The sequence below is a fragment of the Pontibacter sp. CAU 1760 genome, from assembly GCF_054482735.1.
The window spans coordinates 278,801-297,475 of the sequence record NZ_JBTLRL010000002.1 but is presented as its reverse complement, the minus strand read 5'-3'; the positions used below and the strand labels follow the sequence as shown (position 1 = coordinate 297,475).

The window sequence follows — 18,675 nt, the reverse complement described above, 5'->3', positions numbered from 1 at the left end:
CCATGGAAGGGTTGCGAAAGAAAAATGAACCTGTAAGCCTTCTGCCACGAAGAGAAGCAGTGATGTCAGGGCGAGTAGTGGTAATTACACATAAATCAAGCGGGCTTGCCACAACCATCCTTGGTCACAACAAGCCCGCTACTTTTACTCTGTTCTCTGCATCTAGCTCACAACTTTCTCCAGAGGCTGCTGCTTATACCCTCTGGCCATAACGACTTCCAGTTCTTCCAGTGTCTTGCCTTTTGTTTCGGGCAGGTATTTCCAGACGAAGATGAGGTGCAGCACCATGGCTCCGCCGAAGAAGGAGAAGGCCAGCACACCGCCGTAACTCAGTTCTGCTACCACCGGGAAGGTCCAGGTCATGATGGCGGCCCATACCCAGTGCGTGAGGCTGCCCAGCGACTGCCCTTTGCCGCGTACCGAGTTCGGGAATATTTCTGCCAGGAAAACCCAGATAACAGCGCCCTGCGAGAAGGCAAAGCTGGCGATAAAACCAATCAGGTAGATCAGGACGGAGTAGCCGTTAAAGTCCTGCTGATAGAAGGCCATGGCCGTCAGCCCCAGCGACACGATCATACCCACCGAACCGATCAGCAGCAGGGTCTTTCTTCCGAACTTATCAATTAACGTCATAGCCAGTACCGTGAAGAGCATGTTGGTCACGCCAATCGCGACAGACTGCAGCAGGGCGGTGTCGGTGCCCAGGCCGGTCATCTCGAAAATGCGCGGGGCATAGTACATAATGGCGTTAATACCTGAGAACTGGTTGAAAGTAGCCAGCATGATCGCCAGGAAAATAGGGAACGAGAACTTACGGGAGAACAGCGGCTCGTTTGCTCCGCCTCCCTCCTGCGCCAGCGAGGCAATGATCTCGCTACTTTCCTGCTCCGGGTTTTTGCTGCCCATGGTGCGTAATACTTGTAATCCCTCCGCCTCGCGCTTCATCTTGATCAGCCAACGCGGGCTTTCCGGTATCAGAAAGAGCAGGCCGAAAAAGGCCACGGCTGGCACTGCCTCCACGCCCAGCATCCAGCGCCACGCGTCTACCGCGATGAGCTGGTTGATTAGGTAGTTGGACAGGAACGAAAGCAGGATACCAAACACGATGTTAAACTGGAAGATGGCCACCAGGCGCCCACGCAGGTTGGCCGGCGCGATCTCAGAGATATAAGAGGGGCCGATAACAGACGAGGCACCGATGCCCAGGCCACCGAGGAAGCGGTAAAACAGGAAGCCATACCAGGAATCGGTAAAGGCGCAGCCAAGCGCTGAAACCGCAAAGAAGATCGCCACCAGGATGAGGATATTCCGGCGGCCATACCTGTCGCCGGCGTTACCGGCTACCAGGGCCCCGAAAATTGTTCCGATCAGGGCAATGGCGTTCGTGAACCCGTGCCAAAAGCCGTCGAGCCCGAACATGGCTTTGATGGACTGCTCTGCGCCGGAGATTACCGCCGTGTCGAATCCGAAAAGCAGGCCGCCCAGGGCAGACACCACCACGGCCGTTATTAATTTACCATTCATGCTGTTTGTGAGTTAGAGGAGTGTAAAGGCACAACAGTAGCAGGTATAAACCGCGCGCCACTGTGCTTAAATGCTGTTGTTTTATTTTGGGAGAGGTGCCTGTTGCGTTTGCCAGCAGGCCGTGGCCCCAATCAGCGCTGCCGCTTCTCCGAGGGTGGCGATCACCAACGCCGTACTGACGTTATTTTGCTGCAGGATGTCTTTTACACCAGGCAGAAACAGTTTGTGGGCTTTGCTAATGTTCCCGCCAATCACCACTACATCCGGTGATTCCTTGGTGATAAAATTCAGTAGAAAATCCGACAGGTTCTGCTCAAACTCCTGCATCACTACGCTGGCGTTCGGGTCTGTGTCGATCAGTTTGGTCAACTCCTTCACGTTCTTCACCTGCGCTCCGGATCGCTCGGCATAGGCTTTCAGGAACCACCGCGTGGAAAGGTAGTCTTCGGCAATGCCATCCTTAAACGTGGAGGAGCCCAGGTTTACGTCGCGCGTAATTCCTTCGTCGCATACCGCCGAGCCCAGGCCTGTGCCCAGGGTTATCCCCAGCACTTTTTTATACCCCTTGCCGGCACCGCTTAGGACCTCGCCAGCCAGGTAGGATTCCGCATCGTTCCGGAAGCGGATGGCAGTGCCGCTGATGTTCAGTTTCTCCGCCAGCGCCTCCCGGATATTCAGCCCATAAATGGATTCATACTTGTTCATGTTCCGGATGCGCGAGATGCCGTTTTCGTAGTCGAACGGGCCGGGCATGGCGATACCCAGCTTCACGGGCTTGCCGGGGGCACTGTCGCGCACGGTGGCAATCACCTCCACCCAGCCATCCAGAATCTCTTCTGCCGACCCGGCAGAGTTGATGTGCTTTCTGGCCATGGCACCGGCATCTACCCTATTATCCGCCACCAACGCAGCCGTAATATGCGAGCCTCCTATATCAATTCCAATCACAGCTGGGTCCATCGCTTTTTCTTTCATGCTGATAATTTCCGTAAGTTTTCATAGTTCACCCCTACCTGTCCTTCCAAAGCAGAAGGACAGGCGAGCAAACAATATCAAGAGTTGGCTGAGGCTACTTTTTGGTGTTGGCGGCAGCTTTGGTGGGGTCCCAAACGGTTACGGCCACTCTGGAGTCGGCGGTGCCATAATACAGGTACCACTTGCCCTTAAAGTAGGTCAGGCCCTCCATAAAAGTGGTGCCGTCCACGTACTGGCCTGTTTTCTCGTAAGGCATCTCCGGCTTGATAAACGGCTCATCCGAGCGCGACAAAAGCTTCATCGGGTTGTTGAGGTCATACAGTGCCTGTCCGCCGGTATAAATCCGGTCGGCCAGCGTGGTATCGCCCAGGGCTTTGCTGTTTCCGGCGTTGTAAAGCACCACAATGCCTTTGTCTGTGACCAGCGCAGGAGGTCCTGCTTCTACTAACCACGCATCGAAATAACCCACCCGCGGGCTAAGCACTTTCACAATTTCACTACGGTCATCCAATACCGGATCCCAGTTCACCAGGTCATCCGACGTGGCCATCCAGATATGGGGCACGCCAAAATACATCCAGTATTTGCCGTTAATCTTGGTCGGGATGAGTTTGTCGCCTTCCTTGCGTGTCAGGATCGCGCCAGACTTCGAATCGAGGTCACGGAACTTGCCATCGTGCGCTTTCGCGAAGGCCGGCCCGTGCTTTTCCCAGGTCTTCAGGTCTTTAGAGGTAGCCACGGCCAGGCGCGGAATATCCTTGTTCCATTGGGTATAGGTCAGCACGTACGTGCCATCCTCTTTCTCCACAATACGCGGGTCTTCCACACCACCAGGCCATTCATACTGCTTCTGGCTGTCGTTATCCGGGAACAACACGGGCTTGTCGCCGCGCTTGTAGGCTTTGCCGTCCTCAGAGGTTGCCATGCCCAGGCGGGAGGTATGGCCGCCAATCATCATGTCGCCCAGTTTATCCTCGGCGCGGTAAAGCACGTGTATCTTGCCGTCGCGCACCACCGAGGCGGGGTTAAAGGTCGCCATTGCTTCCCAATTCACTTTCTTGCCGCTCATCGGGTCCTTGAAAGTGGTCTTCTCTTTCGGTGTGATAATCGGGTTGATCTCATTCGGTCTTTCAAAAGGGCCCAGCATCCACTCCTTGTATTTAGATGGCGCTTCCTGCTGCGTTGCCTGCTGCGCCGATGCCGTTCCGGTTAAGCCCAGTAGCGCGAGGCCTAGTATAATTCGTTTGCTGTTTATCATCTGAGGTTCGATATGTTAATAGTTCTGCTAGTTATTTTTTGTCCCCCTTTGAAGGAGGTAGGAGTACTTTTCATTCGCTATTTTACTGGCGCCCCGAATGCTTTCGGGATGTCTTAAAATGATGTCGCGTTTGTAACTCGGCTGGGCCAGAGGCCCAATTATACCGCACACGCGCGAGCGCAACAGTTTTCCTTCTAAGTTAAAGAAGTTTAGCTAAAGTGTGCCGCCGCTTCACTACTAGTGAAAGGCAGCAGCACACTAGCTTTTAGCTCTTTAATAACCCGGGTTTTGCCCAATCTGGCCACCTGACTTGTCAATTTCGCCCTGCGGGATCGGGTACAGGTAGTTAACCGCCTGGAAGTTCTTGCCCATACCGGTCAGCACCTGCTCGGCTACTTTCCATCTTCTCAGGTCGTTGAAGCGCTGCGACTCGAAGCCAAGTTCCACCCTTCTTTCGTGCATGATCCACTGCTTCACCTGCTCCTTGCTAGCTGTTGCGGCGCGGTCAGGCAGGGTGCCGGCCGGTACCACGCTGCCATCGGCGGTGGCGCTGGTTCTTGCTCTTTCCCGCACTTTGTTGATAATCGCTACGGCAGCAGGCTGCTGGCCCAGTTCGTTCAGGGCTTCGGCTTTCCAGAGCAGCACATCGGCCCAACGGATAAACACCTTGTTGCCTGGCGAGTCGTCATTGCCTTTGTTGCTGGTGTTTGTTGCGCCGAGCAGTTTATACACTGCCTGGTCCGCCACGTTCACCGTCAGGCCCAGGCGCGGGTCGTTTGGCTCAAACGCATTCACAAAATTCTGGCTTGGGGCCACAAAACCCCAGCCCATCAGGGCCGCCAGTCCGTTGCCTTTGCGCGGGGTCTGTCCTTCTTCATGGTTAAAGGCGAAGATCACCTCCGTCTCGTTAAACTCCTTGGCCGTGCTGAAACTGTCGAAATAGTTCTGGTTGAGGCTGTAGTAGCCCAGGCTTTCCATTTCAGTTACGGTTTCCTCCACTTTCTGCCAGTTCTGGTTATATAGCGCCACTTTGGCCTGCATGGCCATGGCCGCACCCTTCGATGCTCTCCAGGGCTCCGATGCGCTGGCATACCGGCTGTCCGGGAACAGGTTTTTCGCCTTATCCAGGTCCGCTCTGATTTGCTCCCATACCTTCTCTTTCTCCACGCGGGTGGCCACGTTATAGGCCTCGCCAAAGCTTTGCAGAGGCTTCAGCAGCAAAGGCACATCGCCAAAGTTCACCACCAGGTCGAAGTAATAGAACGCGCGCAGGAAGTACGCCTCGCCCAGCAACCTGTTCTTCAGCTGTGTGTCGATGTTGATCTTCTTGATAACCGCCTCGTCCTCGAGGTAGCTGATGGCGTAGTTGGTGCGCGAGATTCCCTCGTAGTCGTAGCTCCAGATGCCGTTGAAGGCACCGTTGGCGGCCGTGAAGTTAAAGCTGCCCACCTGGTCCATCCAGGCCTGGTCGCCGTCGGGGTTCCACTTTTTTTGCATGTCGCCAGAGGCGATGTCGTGCAGGATAAAGTCGTTGCGCAGCACCTTACCGCCGTTCCAGTCCCAGTTCCCCAGAATGTTCAGGGTGCTGGAGAGGGGCTGGTAGGAGGAGTTGACAGACGAGATCACGCTTCCGAGCGTCGGATCGGTGTTTACCTGCTCTGGCGTTAATAATCCGATCGGGGCCTGGTCGAGGTGGTCCTCGCAGCCGGTGAGCGAGATAACGGCCGCTACCGCAAGCATTTTATATATTCGGTTCATATTTGTACAGTTTAAATAGGATGCTTTCTTAGTTAAAACTTGGCGTTGATGCCCATCAGGAACGACCGTGACTGAGGGTAAGTACCAAAGTCGATCAGGTCAACAGACTCGGGGTCCAGGCCGGTATAGTCCGTGATCGTGAACAGGTTCTGCGCCGAAACATAGAAACGCAGGCTCTCCATACCGATGTTGAACTTGTTCTTGAGGGTATAGCCCAGCTCCAGGTTCTTGAAACGCAGGTACGAGGCGTCCTCCACATAGATGCTCGACACGCGGCTGCTGCCGTTGTCGGAGAAGCTCACACGCGGAATGGTGTTGCTCGAGCCCTCTCCGTTCCAGCTGTCCAGCACGCGGGTGGTATAGTTAAACGGGCGCGTATCATAATCGACAATCTTCTTGCTGTCGTTGTAGCGGTCCACGCCCTCAACGCCCTGGAAGAACATCGAAAGGTCAAATCCTTTGTACTCGCCGTGCAGGTTCAGGCCGTAGCTCAGCTTCGGGTTCGGGTTGCCGATAAAGCCTCTGTCCTTGTCGTTGATGATACCGTTACCGTCCAGGTCAGCGAAGCGAATGTCACCGGGCTGCGCCGAAGGGTTGGTGGTGCCATGCAGATGCGACAGGATTTCCTCGTTGTTCTGGTAGATGCCGTCCATCACGTAGCCGTAGTAGGCGTTCAGGGGCTGGCCCACCTGCGTCTTCGTCACCGACCCGGCGATGTTGGGCAGGTTCGGGTGCAGTTTCTGCACTTCGTTTATCACGGTGGCCATGTTCGCGTTCACGCCGTACTTAAAGGCGTGGTCGCTGTCGCGGAAGTTTATACCCAGCTCGAAGCCTTTGTTGCTCACCTCGCCGGCATTCACGATCGTCGGGGCCACCTCACCCACCAAAGCAGGCAACGAGATCGGCAACAGGATGTCAGACGTCAGTTTGTTGAAGTAGTCAGCAGACACATACAGCTTGTTGCTGAACACGCCCAAGTCTATACCTATGTTAGACTGTGTTGTGGTTTCCCACTTCAGGTCCGGGTTGCCGTAGCGCGACACCAGGTAGCGGTCCGCGTCTCTGCGAAGCAGGGTCAGGTAGGCATAGTTGTCGATCTCCTGGTTACCCAACTGGCCCCAGCTGGCGCGCAGCTTCAGGTCCGACAGCCAATCCACGCCATTCATAAAGCTTTCCTCGGATACCATCCAGCCGGCGGAAACAGACGGGAAGTAACCCCACTGGTTGTTCTCCGCGAAGCGGGAAGAGGCATCCGCACGCAGGTTGGTGGTTACCATGTAGCGGTCGTTGTACACGTAGGTCGCGGAGCCGAACAGGGAGAACAAGCCCCACTCTGAGCCCGAGCCACCGTTCCAAAGGTTCTGTGCGGTGCTACCGTAATCGATGTAACGGAAGGCATCGCTCGTGAAATCATAGCGGGTGCGGGATGCGTTGATCGTAGAGCCGTGGTTCTTGATGTACTCAGTACCAACCAGCGCGTTGATAGAGTGCAGGCCGATTTCCTTGGTATAGTTCAGGGTGTTGTTCCAGGTCAGGGTCAGCACCTCGCCACGGCTCTCGGCCAGTGAGTTCGGTCTGTTGTTTCGGCCCTGGCCTTTGTCAATATCCGATCCGCCGCCGTTGTCATCCCCGAAGTTCTCGCCGAAGGCTTTGTTATGGAAGAAATTCAGGTCCATGCCCACGTTGGTACGGAACTTCAGCGCCTTGTCTTTCAGCAGGGCATACTCGCCGAACATGTTGCCGAAGGTCTTAAACTGCTTCCGCTTGTCGTCGGTGAAGAACGCCAGGGCAATCGGGTTAGAGGTATACTCATACTTGTTGGCCTGGTGATCGTCCGGGCCGTTGTAGAACGGAAGGTCTGTGAAGGGGTTCCGCTGGGTATAGGTTGGGTCGTTCGGGTCCTTGAACACCGACATGATCGGCGGGCGCAGCATGGCGTGGCGGATGATACCCGGCGCATCGCCCTTTGAGGAAAGCTTGTCCTGGGAGGTATAGGATAGCTGGATGTTCGTTCCCACTTTCAGGCGGTTGGTCAGGTCAGCAGTCACGTTTGCACGTACGTTGTAGCGCTGAAACTTGTCGTTGCCATACACCACGATACCATCCTGAGCGTAATAGTTAGACGACAGGAAATACTGGATCTTGTCGGTTCCACCGTTCGCGGAAAGCTGTATGTTCTGCGTGCGGCCTACCTCAAACAACTCGTCCAGCCAGTCGGTGTTGGCAAAATCGGCGCGGCCTTTGTCAGCCGTGTATGGGTTTGTGCCCGGGTAGCCGGCGTTGTTCCAGGCCTCCTCCACTTTGTTCATATACTGGGTGGCGTTCAGCATGTCGGGCAGGTTAGTCGTCATCTGCACCCCATTAAAGTAGTTTACGTCGATGCTGGATTTACCTTTGGTGCCGCTCTTGGTCGTGATCACCACCACGCCACCCGCTGCCCGAGAGCCATACATCGAGGCTGCCGCGGCATCCTTCAGCACTGTCATCGAGGCAATGTCGTTCGGGTTCAGGAAAGACAGTTCGCGTGAAGGCACGCCGTCAATCACAAAAAGGGGGTCGTTGTTTCCGATTGTGCCCGTACCCCGGATGCGGATGTTTATCTCGTCGCCCGGCGCCCCCGTGCTCTGGGTTACCTGCACACCGGCCACCTGACCTTGCAGCGCCTGCGACACGGTTGGCACGCGGCGTGTTTCCACGTCTTTCATGCTCACAGGGGCCACGGCGCCTGTAATAGTGGCTTCTTTCTGTGCCGAGTAACCTACTACTACCAGTTCCTGCAGCGCCTTGGCGTCTTCCAGCAAGGTCACGTTATACGCCCCCGGTCCGGTATAAGGCACCTGCTGGTTGGCATACCCGACAAACGAGAACACCAGCGTGCCCGGCTTCTCGGCCACGCTCAACGAAAAGGAGCCATCGACAGCGGTAGCCGTGCCGTTGGAGGTTCCTTTCTCCAGCACCGTCACGCCCGGCAGGGGCTCTCCGTTTTTAGAGACTACCTTTCCGGACACCGTCCAGGCAACAGGTTTTATGAAAGCGTTTTTCTCCGATGGAAGCGCCTCACTGTAGCCGCTTCCACTCATGGCCATCAGCAATGCAAGCAGACAGCCCTTTTGCCGCCAAGAATGTTTAGAGTTTTTCATATAACGTTATTATAGTATGTACTTTGCTTAATTTCCTTTTCCCTGAGCTACCGACTGTTTCCTGCTGCCGCACTTCTTTCCAATAGTATGTGTGAGCAATCACTCTCTTTAAAAGGCAGCAGCATACCTTAGCAGCCATGTATTCATAATTCATTCCTCCATTAACAGATTAAAATTTAACCTAAACCGGTTTAGCAATAGATCATGCGTTATACACCAATCGTAGAATCTCTCACTGCCTTGTTAACCCATCTAAAACGTGCCCTCCCTTTACATGAAAAACCGGTTTAGCAGATTGATAAATAAAAAAACAGGCTGAAATATATCCTTTGTCTTTTTCCCTAACCTGCTGAATGATGCTGTAATGTATAAATAAAAAACCGGTTTAGCAAAATGACTGTTTAAAATTTAATTTTTAAGACCTTGAGATTCAGGCCTTCACCTCTTTACTAGAGGCACGAATCGTAAAGCTGGACGGGATAATGACTTTTCTTCCCTTGCTGATTTCACGCGTGGACTGTAATTGCTCGAGCAGCATCGTGATCAAACGGTTGCTGATTTCCTCCATCGGTTGCACGACCGAGGTGATGGGCGGGGAATACAGCTTAAACAACTCAATATCGTCGTAAGCGACTACCGCAATATCCTGGGGTATAAGCAAGCCTAGCCGCTGGATGGCCTCGAGGCCCCGCACGGCCAGGTAGTTGGTGGCAAAGCAAACCGCTTCAATCGCTGGCTGCGCTTTCAAAAAGTCCTCTATACTATCGATAGCGGATTTGTCGCGGAGATGGTACGGGATTTCCAGCACGTAGCTCTCCAGGTCGTGGGCCTTTGCCAGTTCCTGATAGCCTTCCAGGCGCTCTTTCATCTGGCTTTGCTCCGAGTCCAGGGTAACGAACGCGATGTGCTTATACCCCTGCTTGTACAGGTAGTTGCATGCCTCAAATGTGCTTTCCTTATTATCTGTCCCTACGTAATCCGCCGCCACGGTGGGCAGGTGGCGGTCGAACAGCACCACCGGGGTTCCCTCATCGATCAGTGCCTGAATCTCCTCCTCCACCCCAATCGGCGGGCAGATAATATACCCATCCACCTGCCGCTCCCGGAACATTTTCAGCACCGACTTAGCCTTGGTCACATCGTCGTTGGTGCTGCTGTAGATGATCTCGTAGCCGCTGTTGTAAGCGCGCTCCTCAATCAGGGAGGCGATGTTGGCGAAAAAGGAGTCGGAGATGTTCTCCACGATCAAGCCGATGCTGTTGGTTTTGCCCGTGGCAAGGCTTTGCGCCAGGTGGTTCGGTTTATACCCCATCTCCTTCACCACCTTCAGCACGCGCTCCGCTAATTCATCGCTGATGCGGTGCTCCTTCGCCTTGCCGTTCACGATGAAAGAGACGGTAGACTTCGAAACATTCAGCTTCCTGGCGATGTCCAGTATCGATACTTTTTTCTTTTTTAACATGTCATACGCACCATCCGGCGATTTTCAGGGTATGGAGGGCTGCCAACTAATTCCTTTATTGCGCCATACAACAGCAGGAACCCACCCACCCGGCACTTTACAAAGGAGCACGAAATTGCACGGTACCATATTAGGTATAAATCAGCGAAAGGGCAAAAGTTGATGCCGCGCTTCACCGGCTTTTTACAAAAAAAAAACCGCCTTCTGCTAGTGTTAACAGGAGGCGGCTGAAATCTGGATCCGGATGTGCGCTTACACAAACAAGCCCTCTACCGAAAGGTAGCGCTCGCCGGTATCGTAGCAAAACGTCAGTATTCTGGCGCCCTCCGGAATGTCATTTTCCTCCAGCTTTTTAGCCACAGCGGCGAGCGAGGCTCCTGAAGAAATCCCGATGAACAGGCCTTCTTCGCGGGCAGCCCTCCGGGTGTAGTCAAATGCCGCCTCTGCCTCTACGGTCAGCACCCCGTCCAGCAAAGTAGTGTCCAGGATGGTAGGTATGAATCCGGCACCCACGCCCTGGATCGGGTGCGGCCCTGGCTGCCCCCCGCTCAGTATCGGCGAGGCCGATGGCTCCACGGCGTATACTTTCAGGTTCGGGAAGCGGCCCTTCAGCACTTTGGCGGCAGCGGTAATATGCCCGCCCGTGCCTACACCGGTAATGATGTAGTCCAGCCCATCCGGGAAGTCCTCCAATATCTCCTCCACGGTAGTGTCGATGTGCACCTGCACGTTGGCTGGGTTGTCGAACTGCATGGGCATCCAGGCATTGTCGTCTTCAGCCACCATTTCCCTGGCCCGCTCAATGGCACCTTTCATACCCTTCTCGCGTGGCGTCAGTTCCAGGCGGGCACCATAGGCGGCCATCAGGCGGCGGCGCTCAATCGACATCGACTCCGGCATCACCAACACCACCTGGTAGCCTTTCACGGCCCCTACCATGGCCAGTCCCACACCGGTGTTGCCCGATGTCGGCTCTATGATCACACTATTTTTATGCAATTCCCCTTTTTTCTCGGCATCCTCAATCATGGCCAGCGCAATGCGGTCCTTTATACTGCCACCGGGGTTGCTTCGCTCCTGTTTCATCCACACCTCTGCCTTATCTCCAAAAAGCTTGTTGATACGCACATGCGGCGTATTACCGATCATTTCGAGTACTGATTTAGCTTTCATGTTTTATCTTGCTTTGTTTATGGTTAGATGGAAAAGTTCACCACATCTTCCGGGTCAGCGGAGCGGCGCACGTTTATCTGCGGCCTGTGGTATACCCTGGAGTAGGCGGGCACGCTCTCGGTGAGCCACACGTTCCCTCCGATGGTACTGTAAGCGCCCACCACGGTATGGCCGCCCAGGATCGTAGCCCCGGCATAAATTACCACATGGTGTTCGATGGTGGGGTGGCGCTTGATGTTGGCCATGCTCTTGTCCACGCTCAGTGCCCCGAGCGTCACGCCCTGGTATACCTTCACATGGTTGCCTATCACGCAGGTTTCCCCTATTACGATGCCCGTGCCGTGGTCGATACAAAAGTGCGTGCCTATTTGTGCGCCGGGGTGAATGTCGATGCCGGTGCGGGCGTGGGCATACTCGGCCAGTACGCGCGGCAACAGGGGTACCTGCAGGCGGTAAAGCTCGTGGGCTAACCGGTGCACGGCCACTGCCTTGAACCCGGGGTATGTCCTGATCACCTCCTCCATGCTTTGCGCGGCAGGGTCGCCGGCGGCAATGGCCTCGGCGTCGCAGAGCAACAGTTCATGGATGCGGGGCAACTCCTGCATCATCTGCTGGGCAACCTCCTCCGGCGCCATCGGCAGTTGCTGCTCCATGCCCGAGAGGATGCGCAGCAGGTTCTGCTGCAGGCTGCTGGCGTATTCCTCCAGTTCCCGCACCGTTTCGAAGCGCTCATCAGCCAATACCGGAAAGAGCAGGTGGATTACTCCCTCTACCAGGTGGCAAATGGCCGAAGCCGGAACCTGGTGCCTTGCCTGCTGGTGCTGCTTGAAGAGTGTACTGATAAACTGACTGTTCATTATGAGTTACAACGTATAGCGGAGGATATGATATTGCAATTAACAAAAAAAGCGGCGAACGGTTTTTCAGGTTTTACTCGAAGCGGCTAGTTTTTGTTAAAATAACAATGCCCCGAGGAACATTTTATCGCTCACCAAACAGCAAAGCGAGGTTAGGCCATTTGTGGACGCGCTCGTACAAACAGCACCAGGTATAGAAAGGATACGAGAGCGAAGGCTGCTGAAAGCCAGAAAACCAGTGTGAAGTTACTGACCTTATTGCTGTAGAGCCAGCCCGAAAAGAACGCCCCTACCCCAATGCCAACCTCCAAGGCGATGTACATGGTGGCCATGGCCCTGCCCCGGTGCGCATCGTGGCTCAGGTCTATTGTCCAGGCATAGATAGTGGGCGAGTTCATACCGGTGGCCACGCCAAAAAGCACCCCGGCAAGCAGCAGTTCCGTCGGGGTAGTCACCAGGCCGATCAGCAGCATCGACACTGTCAGCAGCATGGTGCTCAGGCGCAGCACGTGCACACGGCCATACCGGTCGGAGGCGCGGCCTGCCAGGAAACGGATAGCCAGCGAGGCCAGTGTGAAGCTCGTGAAGAAAAGCCCTTTGTTGCGGATACCGAGGTGCTCGCTAAAGTCAGGGATGATGGTGAGAATGGTGCCGTAAGCGAAGGTAGAAAACAGCATCACGATGGATGGCGCCAGCACCCGCGGCTCAAAGAGCTCGGCCCGCGAAATGCGCAGCAGGCCCATCCGGAATCGGCTGGGGTCCTGCACGGTTTCCTGCATGTGCCAGATAACGGCCACCGACAGGAAGGCAGCCAGCGAGGAGGCATAAAACACGACCTCCACGGGGTAATAGGTGGCCAGGGCACCGCCAACGGCAGGCCCCGCCGCCATACCCAGGCTGCCCGCCAAGCCTAGCAGTCCCATCGCCTCACCGCGCCTTTCAGCTGGGACCACATCGGCCACGTAAGCCGATTTGCCCGTTGGCGTAAAGCCGGTGGAGAAACCATGCAGGAAGCGCAGCAGCAGGAAAGCCGACACTGTGCCCGTAAGGGGGTATAAGAAGCCCGCCACAATGCACACTGCGCCGCCTACCACCATCACCGGAATACGTCCGATCTTGTCGGCAAGCTTACCGCTGAATGGCCGGGACAAACCAGCTGTAACAGTGAACAGCGAGATGATCAGGCCCTTGTACTCGGCACCACCCAGGCTGCTGAGGTAATCGGGCAGCTCCGGGATGATCATGTTGAAACTTGAGAAGAAGAGAAAGGAGCTCAGGCAAAGCAAGCCAAACTGCACCCCATACACCCGCGTTATCTGTTTTGCCATATCGGTTGGTCCCAGGTGCAAAGGTCGTAAACCTGCGGTTGGTACACCAACCCGGAGCACACAAATTCGCCCCATAAAAAATAGGCAGCCACCTGTGTCAGGTAGCTGCCTATTAATGCTTGCTTCTATTTATACCGCTACTCCTTCTCAGAAGCGTCCTTGCCTTCTGCATCCAGCAGCACGAGCCCTTTCTGGCCTGCTGCATTTACCATGGTTACCTCGTACAAAGGCTTGCCTGCCGGGGTTGCTGTTACCTTGTAGATGTCTCCCACGGTCCAGTCTTTATAAACCTCATTTGCCAGGGTGGTGGTAACAGGCGCAGGTAGTTGCTCTGGTGTTACTTTCTCTCTTTTATCCTCCTGCTGCTGTGCGGGCGCTTGCTCTTGCTGTGCGGGAGCTGCTGTCTGGGCACTTGCCTCGTTAGAAATGAAACCTGCAAATACCAAAGCTGCTGCTACAAAAGTGATCTTCTTCATAATGCGTTGTTTTCAGTTTAAAAGATGATTTAAACCGGTATATGGCAGAACCATGCCAAAATCACAGAAAACAACTTAAATCATTGAACATCAATATGTTACAATAAAACATGTACTGCATCTGGATGTTTGACCCTGCGTGAATGTTAGGGGAAAGGCTCTACAGTATGTAGAACGGGGTCCCCGTACTGGGTAGGGAGATACAGCACAGAACCCAGCGATCAGGTTATTTTATACCTGTAGCGTGGGCTGCTGTGGCACAGTGGTGGTACCGTTCACAGGGATTCCCTTCTCCATGGCGGCCAGCATAATGCTGCGCGACACGTGGTGGGCGACCTCCAGCTGCTGCACATGGCCCAGGCGCATCTTTATCACACTGCCCGCTCCCTGCTCAAATGCCACATAGTGTTCTGTAATTTGCAGCGCCTTGATGTTGTGCCAAAGCAGGAAGTGCTCGCGCCCGGTCAGCGTTAAACGGTAGGCTACCCGCTCCGGGGTGATGGACACGTAAGCATCCTTGAGCAGGATCTTGTCCATGGCCACAAGGATCATCAGAAAGCCCGCCAGGGTGACGGCAGCACTGGAAGTGGCCCAGCCTATCCTGAAATCGTTTAACATGAATAGTTCGCGCAGCAACGCATAAGAGCCGCCGGCGGCAGAGAAAAGCCCTGTGGCTAGTAGGTAGTTTTTGGTGCTGCGGAGCTGTTTGCCAGGGTAAAGGTTGATGTACATATAAGTTGTATTGGGTATGCTAATGTTTATCGGAGTATTATTTCCTTCTGCGCCACCATCTCCCTGATCTGCTCCTTCACTTGTGCTAGTATTTCGTCGTTTCGTATGTGCTCCAGGTTAATGCTGTGCTCTTCCTCGTTCTTCAGCAGGAACACTACCTGGTATAATCCGATTTGCACCGTGTCAATCTCCTCCCAATCAAACTCCTGCAACTGCTGCCGGAACCGGGCCCGATAGCGCACCCCCTTCTCGGTCAGCGTCAGGTGGCGGCGGTACCGTGGCTTCCGGTCTAGCCAAGCGTTCAGGAACAAATACGCCGGCACCACCAGGTTCAGCAGCAACACCAACACCAGGCCGATGGTGAATATCTTCGTGACGGACAGGTATACCAACAGCCCCAGTTGCACCACTACCGCTAGCACAGCCAGCAGCCAAATTCGCCGCTCCGCTCTGGGTTTTATGGTGTAAGCACCTTCAAAAAGTCTGATACTGATCTCCTTCATGTGCTACTGAGGGTAGTTTCGTCTAAAAATAGCTAAATTTTTGTAAATGTCAAAAATTGAATTAGAATTGCCTAATACTGTGGGCTGTGCTGCTTTTTATTTAACTTGAGCCTGCCTATGAAAAGATATCTAAACTCGGGATTTACACTTGCGCTGGCGCTATGTTATCTGGTGGCCTGCCAGCAACTGCCGCAGCGCCAGCCAAAAGCGGTGGCCAAAGCTCCCAACAAGTTCTCGGACGAAACGCTCCGGCAAATCTATACCCTCCAGGACGAGCGGAACACCACAGCGCTGCTGCCTTACCTCAGTCACGCCAACAAAAAGTACCGTGCCGAAGCCGCGCTGGCTTTTGCCTCTGTGCAGGATACACTGGCTGTCGCCCACCTGCTGCCCCTGCTCTCCGACTCCGTGGTGGCAGTACGCCAGGCAGCCTCTTACGCACTTGGCCAGACGGGTGGCCAGGCAACCGAACAAGCCCTGATCCAACAGATAAAGCGGGAGCAGCACCCTGCCGCACAGGCTGAGTTGATGGAGGCCCTCGGGAAAGTGGCCTCTCCGACGGGTGCGCTATTCCTGAACTCCTATATACCTCCCAACCCGCAAGCAAAGGTTGGGCAGGCTTGGGGCCTTTACCGGTCCGGGCTGCGCCAGCAGGTAACTCAGCAGGGGACCGCCGAGGCAGTGAATTTACTGGCCACACCAAATCCCTACGAGGCGCGCCTGGCAGCGGCGCACTATCTGGCCCGCACCTCCAAACTCGACCTTACGCCTTATAAAAAAGAGCTTTTGGCCGCAGCTACCGCCGACAGCGCCCCGGAGGTACGCATGGCAGCAGTGCAAGCGCTGGCGAAGGTAAGGGCAACTGACAAAGCAAAATTCCTGGCTCAAATCGCCCAGCTCGACCAGGACTACCGAGTACGCCTGAGTGCCATCCGCGCGATGGGCGGGCTGAAGTATGCGGATATAAAACTCGCCCTTCTGGCTGCGCTGCAAGACCCGAACATCAACACGGCAGTGGCCACCTCCGAGTTTCTGGTAGCCAACCCTGCCGGGGTGGAGCCGGCTGCGTTGGTGCAGTTGTTGCCGCAACTGCAGGATGCCCGCGTGCGAAGCAACGTCATCTGGGTAATACTGCACAACAGCCAGACCCAAGGCACCAGCTACCTCAACAGCCGTTATAAGCAGCAGTACCAGAATGCGCGCACCCCTTACGAACGCGCGCACCTGCTCAAGGCCCTTTCCGGCGATTATGACAATTACCAATACATTGCCGATGAGATGCTGGCTGCCAAGGAGCCTGTAGTGGCGACCACAGCCATGGATGCCCTGATCCTGATGCGCCAGCAGCCTGATTTCCCACGGCGTCTGGAAAAGGCCTTCGCCCAGATTCTGGAGCAGGCAGTAAGCACCGGCGATGTGGCCCTGGTGGGTATGGCCGCCGCCGCCATCCGCGACCCTAAGCTTAACTTAAAGCCCCATTACAGCAGCTTCGGTTTTCTGGCGCAGGCACAGCAGAAACTACAATTGCCCCGCGACATGGAAACTAACATTGAACTGCAGAAAACACTGGATTACCTGAATAACAGGCCTGAGAGCATCCTCCCCAAGAACCCGTTCACGCACCCCATTGACTGGTCACTGGTCCGAACGATTCCTGCGGATCAGCAGGCGGTGCTCCATACCGAGAAAGGCGAAATTATCCTGCAGCTTTTTGTGGAAGATGCCCCTGGCACCGTGGCTAACTTTGTGGCACTTGCCCGGCAGGATTTCTTTGATAGCCTGTACTTCCACCGGGTAGTGCCCAACTTTGTGGCACAGGGCGGCGACAAGCGCGGCGATGGCTGGGGAAGCTCCGACTACGCTATCCGCTCGGAGTTTGCCCCACTCCGTTATATGGAGGGCTATGTGGGCATGGCTTCGGCAGGCAAAGACACCGAGAGCAACCAGTGGTTTATCACCCACTCCCCGACCCCGCACCTGGATGGCCGCTACACTATCTTCGCGAAGGTGATCGGTGGCATGTTCGTGGTGCACCAACTGGAGGTCGGCGACCGCATCCTGGATATCGAGCTAAAGCAACCGGCCACCCTGCACAAAGCAGCCCGGAAATGATTGTGGCCTGGCCAAACGACCTGTTGGTAGCGCAGGTACGCATCGCGCGCCCCACCGACCAGTTGCAGGAGATAGAGCGCTTTTACTGCCAGGGCCTCGGGCTAAAAAAGCTGGGCCAGTTTCAGAGCCATCAAGGGTATGATGGCATCATGCTCGGACTGCCAGGCTTTGCCTACCACCTGGAGTTTACACAGCATGAGGCAGGCAGCCCCTGCCCCGCTCCTACGCAGGATAACCTCCTGGTGTTATACATCCCGGACGCCGCAGCAATTGAACGTGTGGCATCGCGGCTCGGGCACTTGGGCTATCCTGTGGTAGCCCCTGAAAACCCATATTGGGAGGAGAAAGGCGCTATCACGATAGAGGACCCGGATGGCTGGCGACTGGTCCTGATGCCCTCCGCCGGTATCTCATAAAAAAAGGCGACACGTGGGTGTCGCCTTTTTTTATGAATGGGCTCTATAGCTATTTCTGTTTATGAGCAGCGCGCTACGAGTTGGTCCTGTGGCGCCGTGAGCGATGACCAGTTGCAGATCAGCTTTTTGAATTCCTGCTGCAGGGTGCGGCTACGGTCTTTGGCATACCAGGCATGCAACTGCTCCGCAAATTCTTTGAAGGGGGCTTCCTTTGCCTTCGCCTCCAGGAAAAGGGCTTGGGCAGGTTCCGGGCGCGGCCCCCAGGTACCCAGTACTTCCAGCGTGTCTGGGTTCAGGGCAATCAGTTTCGGAATAGAACGGCCACCGTTGGTCAGGTAGGCATCCATCAATTCAGGGTTTTCGTCACGCAGCAACAGCTTTACTTCAATAAGTGGCGAGGCGTCTGCAATCTTTACGATAGCTGGCAGGCTTTGGGCCGCATCGCCGCACCATGCCTCCGTCAGTACCACCCACAGCATCTTTGTCTCTACGCTCAGCAGCAACTGCACCAGTTCATCCTCCAGTACCGTGGTTTTTTCCACGCGGCGCATGCGGTGCGTGTTCATGCGGGTATACTCTATTATGTCTTCCGAGTGGTTGGTGCCTGTGGTTTTGCCTTCCGCCAACAATTGGTCAATCATATCGCGGTATTGCATGTAAGAAATTCCTTTTGCAATGTGCTCGTGTGTGATGGGTGCTTGTGCCATAAAGTTATCAGCCATAAAGTAGGTTGGGTTAGTTCGTGTATCGACTTAAATATTTTATTATCTATATATTACAACGCTTTCCTGTAGATAGTTCCGGCTACCGTGTTTTTAACTCCCTTAGCAGGATAAGGGACTGAAAAGGAACACCTCCACAAGCAAAAAGTTTTCAGGCACCGGATAGCCTTTTACCCCAGACCATCGGTACCCCGCTACAATTGGGTGCTGTGATACTATTGGGCAGAAAACAATCCGAG

At 54.9% G+C, this 18,675-nt stretch carries 15 protein-coding genes; 2 read left to right on the top strand and 13 right to left on the bottom strand.

Annotated features, from left to right (window positions below; all coding sequences use genetic code 11):
• Positions 1 to 162 precede the first annotated feature (162 nt).
• The 12 genes from ACXYMU_RS03750 to ACXYMU_RS03695 form a co-directional block, all read right to left on the bottom strand.
• Complete coding sequence (locus tag ACXYMU_RS03750; protein ID WP_458985013.1) at positions 163 to 1,524, bottom strand: sugar porter family MFS transporter; 1,362 nt, start codon at positions 1,522 to 1,524, stop codon at positions 163 to 165.
• An 81-nt stretch (positions 1,525 to 1,605) separates the two neighbouring features.
• Positions 1,606 to 2,499 (bottom strand): ROK family protein, encoded by an 894-nt coding sequence (locus ACXYMU_RS03745; protein ID WP_458985012.1) that lies wholly within the window; start codon positions 2,497 to 2,499, stop codon positions 1,606 to 1,608.
• Positions 2,500 to 2,593: 94 nt separating this feature from the next.
• Positions 2,594 to 3,757: a glycoside hydrolase family 130 protein gene (locus ACXYMU_RS03740; protein ID WP_458985011.1), complete on the bottom strand. Its 1,164-nt coding sequence runs from the start codon at positions 3,755 to 3,757 to the stop codon at positions 2,594 to 2,596.
• A 273-nt stretch (positions 3,758 to 4,030) separates the two neighbouring features.
• Entirely contained in the window at positions 4,031 to 5,515 is a 1,485-nt protein-coding gene (locus tag ACXYMU_RS03735) for a RagB/SusD family nutrient uptake outer membrane protein (RefSeq protein ID WP_458985010.1), read from the bottom strand.
• 32 nt (positions 5,516 to 5,547) lie between these two features.
• Positions 5,548 to 8,655 (bottom strand): SusC/RagA family TonB-linked outer membrane protein, encoded by a 3,108-nt coding sequence (locus ACXYMU_RS03730; protein ID WP_458985009.1) that lies wholly within the window; start codon positions 8,653 to 8,655, stop codon positions 5,548 to 5,550.
• A 430-nt stretch (positions 8,656 to 9,085) separates the two neighbouring features.
• Positions 9,086 to 10,117, bottom strand: a complete 1,032-nt coding sequence (locus ACXYMU_RS03725) for a LacI family DNA-binding transcriptional regulator (RefSeq protein WP_458985008.1) — start codon at positions 10,115 to 10,117, stop codon at positions 9,086 to 9,088.
• A 252-nt stretch (positions 10,118 to 10,369) separates the two neighbouring features.
• Complete coding sequence (gene cysK, locus ACXYMU_RS03720; protein ID WP_458985007.1) at positions 10,370 to 11,290, bottom strand: cysteine synthase A; 921 nt, start codon at positions 11,288 to 11,290, stop codon at positions 10,370 to 10,372.
• A gap of 23 nt (positions 11,291 to 11,313) precedes the next feature.
• Positions 11,314 to 12,147, bottom strand: a complete 834-nt coding sequence (gene epsC, locus ACXYMU_RS03715) for a serine O-acetyltransferase EpsC (RefSeq protein WP_458985006.1) — start codon at positions 12,145 to 12,147, stop codon at positions 11,314 to 11,316.
• Positions 12,148 to 12,299: 152 nt separating this feature from the next.
• The gene (locus ACXYMU_RS03710; RefSeq protein ID WP_458985005.1) at positions 12,300 to 13,475 is read right to left on the bottom strand and encodes an MFS transporter; all 1,176 of its coding nucleotides are present in this window, start codon (positions 13,473 to 13,475) and stop codon (positions 12,300 to 12,302) included.
• Between the two features lie 137 nt (positions 13,476 to 13,612).
• Positions 13,613 to 13,951: a hypothetical protein gene (locus tag ACXYMU_RS03705; RefSeq protein WP_458985004.1), complete on the bottom strand. Its 339-nt coding sequence runs from the start codon at positions 13,949 to 13,951 to the stop codon at positions 13,613 to 13,615.
• Between the two features lie 231 nt (positions 13,952 to 14,182).
• Positions 14,183 to 14,683, bottom strand: a complete 501-nt coding sequence (locus ACXYMU_RS03700; protein WP_458985003.1) for a hypothetical protein — start codon at positions 14,681 to 14,683, stop codon at positions 14,183 to 14,185.
• A 26-nt stretch (positions 14,684 to 14,709) separates the two neighbouring features.
• On the bottom strand, positions 14,710 to 15,186 hold the full coding sequence (locus tag ACXYMU_RS03695; RefSeq protein WP_458985002.1) for a hypothetical protein: 477 nt from the start codon (positions 15,184 to 15,186) through the stop codon (positions 14,710 to 14,712).
• Between the two features lie 117 nt (positions 15,187 to 15,303).
• Between ACXYMU_RS03695 and ACXYMU_RS03690 the strand changes: the two genes are divergently transcribed.
• Both ACXYMU_RS03690 and ACXYMU_RS03685 read left to right on the top strand, forming a co-directional pair.
• On the top strand, positions 15,304 to 17,298 hold the full coding sequence (locus ACXYMU_RS03690; protein WP_458985001.1) for a peptidylprolyl isomerase: 1,995 nt from the start codon (positions 15,304 to 15,306) through the stop codon (positions 17,296 to 17,298).
• On the top strand, positions 17,295 to 17,714 hold the full coding sequence (locus ACXYMU_RS03685) for a VOC family protein (protein ID WP_458985000.1): 420 nt from the start codon (positions 17,295 to 17,297) through the stop codon (positions 17,712 to 17,714). The genes ACXYMU_RS03690 and ACXYMU_RS03685 overlap by 4 nt, the downstream gene beginning before the upstream one ends.
• 59 nt (positions 17,715 to 17,773) lie before the next feature.
• On the opposite strand, the gene ACXYMU_RS03680 is transcribed toward ACXYMU_RS03685, so the two are convergent.
• Entirely contained in the window at positions 17,774 to 18,436 is a 663-nt protein-coding gene (locus tag ACXYMU_RS03680; protein WP_458984999.1) for a thioredoxin family protein, read from the bottom strand.
• Positions 18,437 to 18,675: the final 239 nt, after the last annotated feature.

Coding starts and splice junctions, on each gene's coding strand:
- ACXYMU_RS03690 (WP_458985001.1), top strand. CDS start 15,304: ATGAAAAGATATCTAAACTCGGGATTTACACTTGCGCTGGCGCTATGT.
- ACXYMU_RS03710 (WP_458985005.1), bottom strand. CDS start 13,475: ATGGCAAAACAGATAACGCGGGTGTATGGGGTGCAGTTTGGCTTGCTT.
- ACXYMU_RS03730 (WP_458985009.1), bottom strand. CDS start 8,655: ATGAAAAACTCTAAACATTCTTGGCGGCAAAAGGGCTGTCTGCTTGCA.
- ACXYMU_RS03685 (WP_458985000.1), top strand. CDS start 17,295: ATGATTGTGGCCTGGCCAAACGACCTGTTGGTAGCGCAGGTACGCATC.
- ACXYMU_RS03680 (WP_458984999.1), bottom strand. CDS start 18,436: ATGGCTGATAACTTTATGGCACAAGCACCCATCACACACGAGCACATT.
- ACXYMU_RS03705 (WP_458985004.1), bottom strand. CDS start 13,951: ATGAAGAAGATCACTTTTGTAGCAGCAGCTTTGGTATTTGCAGGTTTC.
- ACXYMU_RS03725 (WP_458985008.1), bottom strand. CDS start 10,117: ATGTTAAAAAAGAAAAAAGTATCGATACTGGACATCGCCAGGAAGCTG.
- ACXYMU_RS03735 (WP_458985010.1), bottom strand. CDS start 5,515: ATGAACCGAATATATAAAATGCTTGCGGTAGCGGCCGTTATCTCGCTC.
- epsC (WP_458985006.1), bottom strand. CDS start 12,147: ATGAACAGTCAGTTTATCAGTACACTCTTCAAGCAGCACCAGCAGGCA.
- ACXYMU_RS03740 (WP_458985011.1), bottom strand. CDS start 3,757: ATGATAAACAGCAAACGAATTATACTAGGCCTCGCGCTACTGGGCTTA.
- ACXYMU_RS03695 (WP_458985002.1), bottom strand. CDS start 15,186: ATGAAGGAGATCAGTATCAGACTTTTTGAAGGTGCTTACACCATAAAA.
- ACXYMU_RS03700 (WP_458985003.1), bottom strand. CDS start 14,683: ATGTACATCAACCTTTACCCTGGCAAACAGCTCCGCAGCACCAAAAAC.
- cysK (WP_458985007.1), bottom strand. CDS start 11,290: ATGAAAGCTAAATCAGTACTCGAAATGATCGGTAATACGCCGCATGTG.
- ACXYMU_RS03745 (WP_458985012.1), bottom strand. CDS start 2,499: ATGAAAGAAAAAGCGATGGACCCAGCTGTGATTGGAATTGATATAGGA.
- ACXYMU_RS03750 (WP_458985013.1), bottom strand. CDS start 1,524: ATGAATGGTAAATTAATAACGGCCGTGGTGGTGTCTGCCCTGGGCGGC.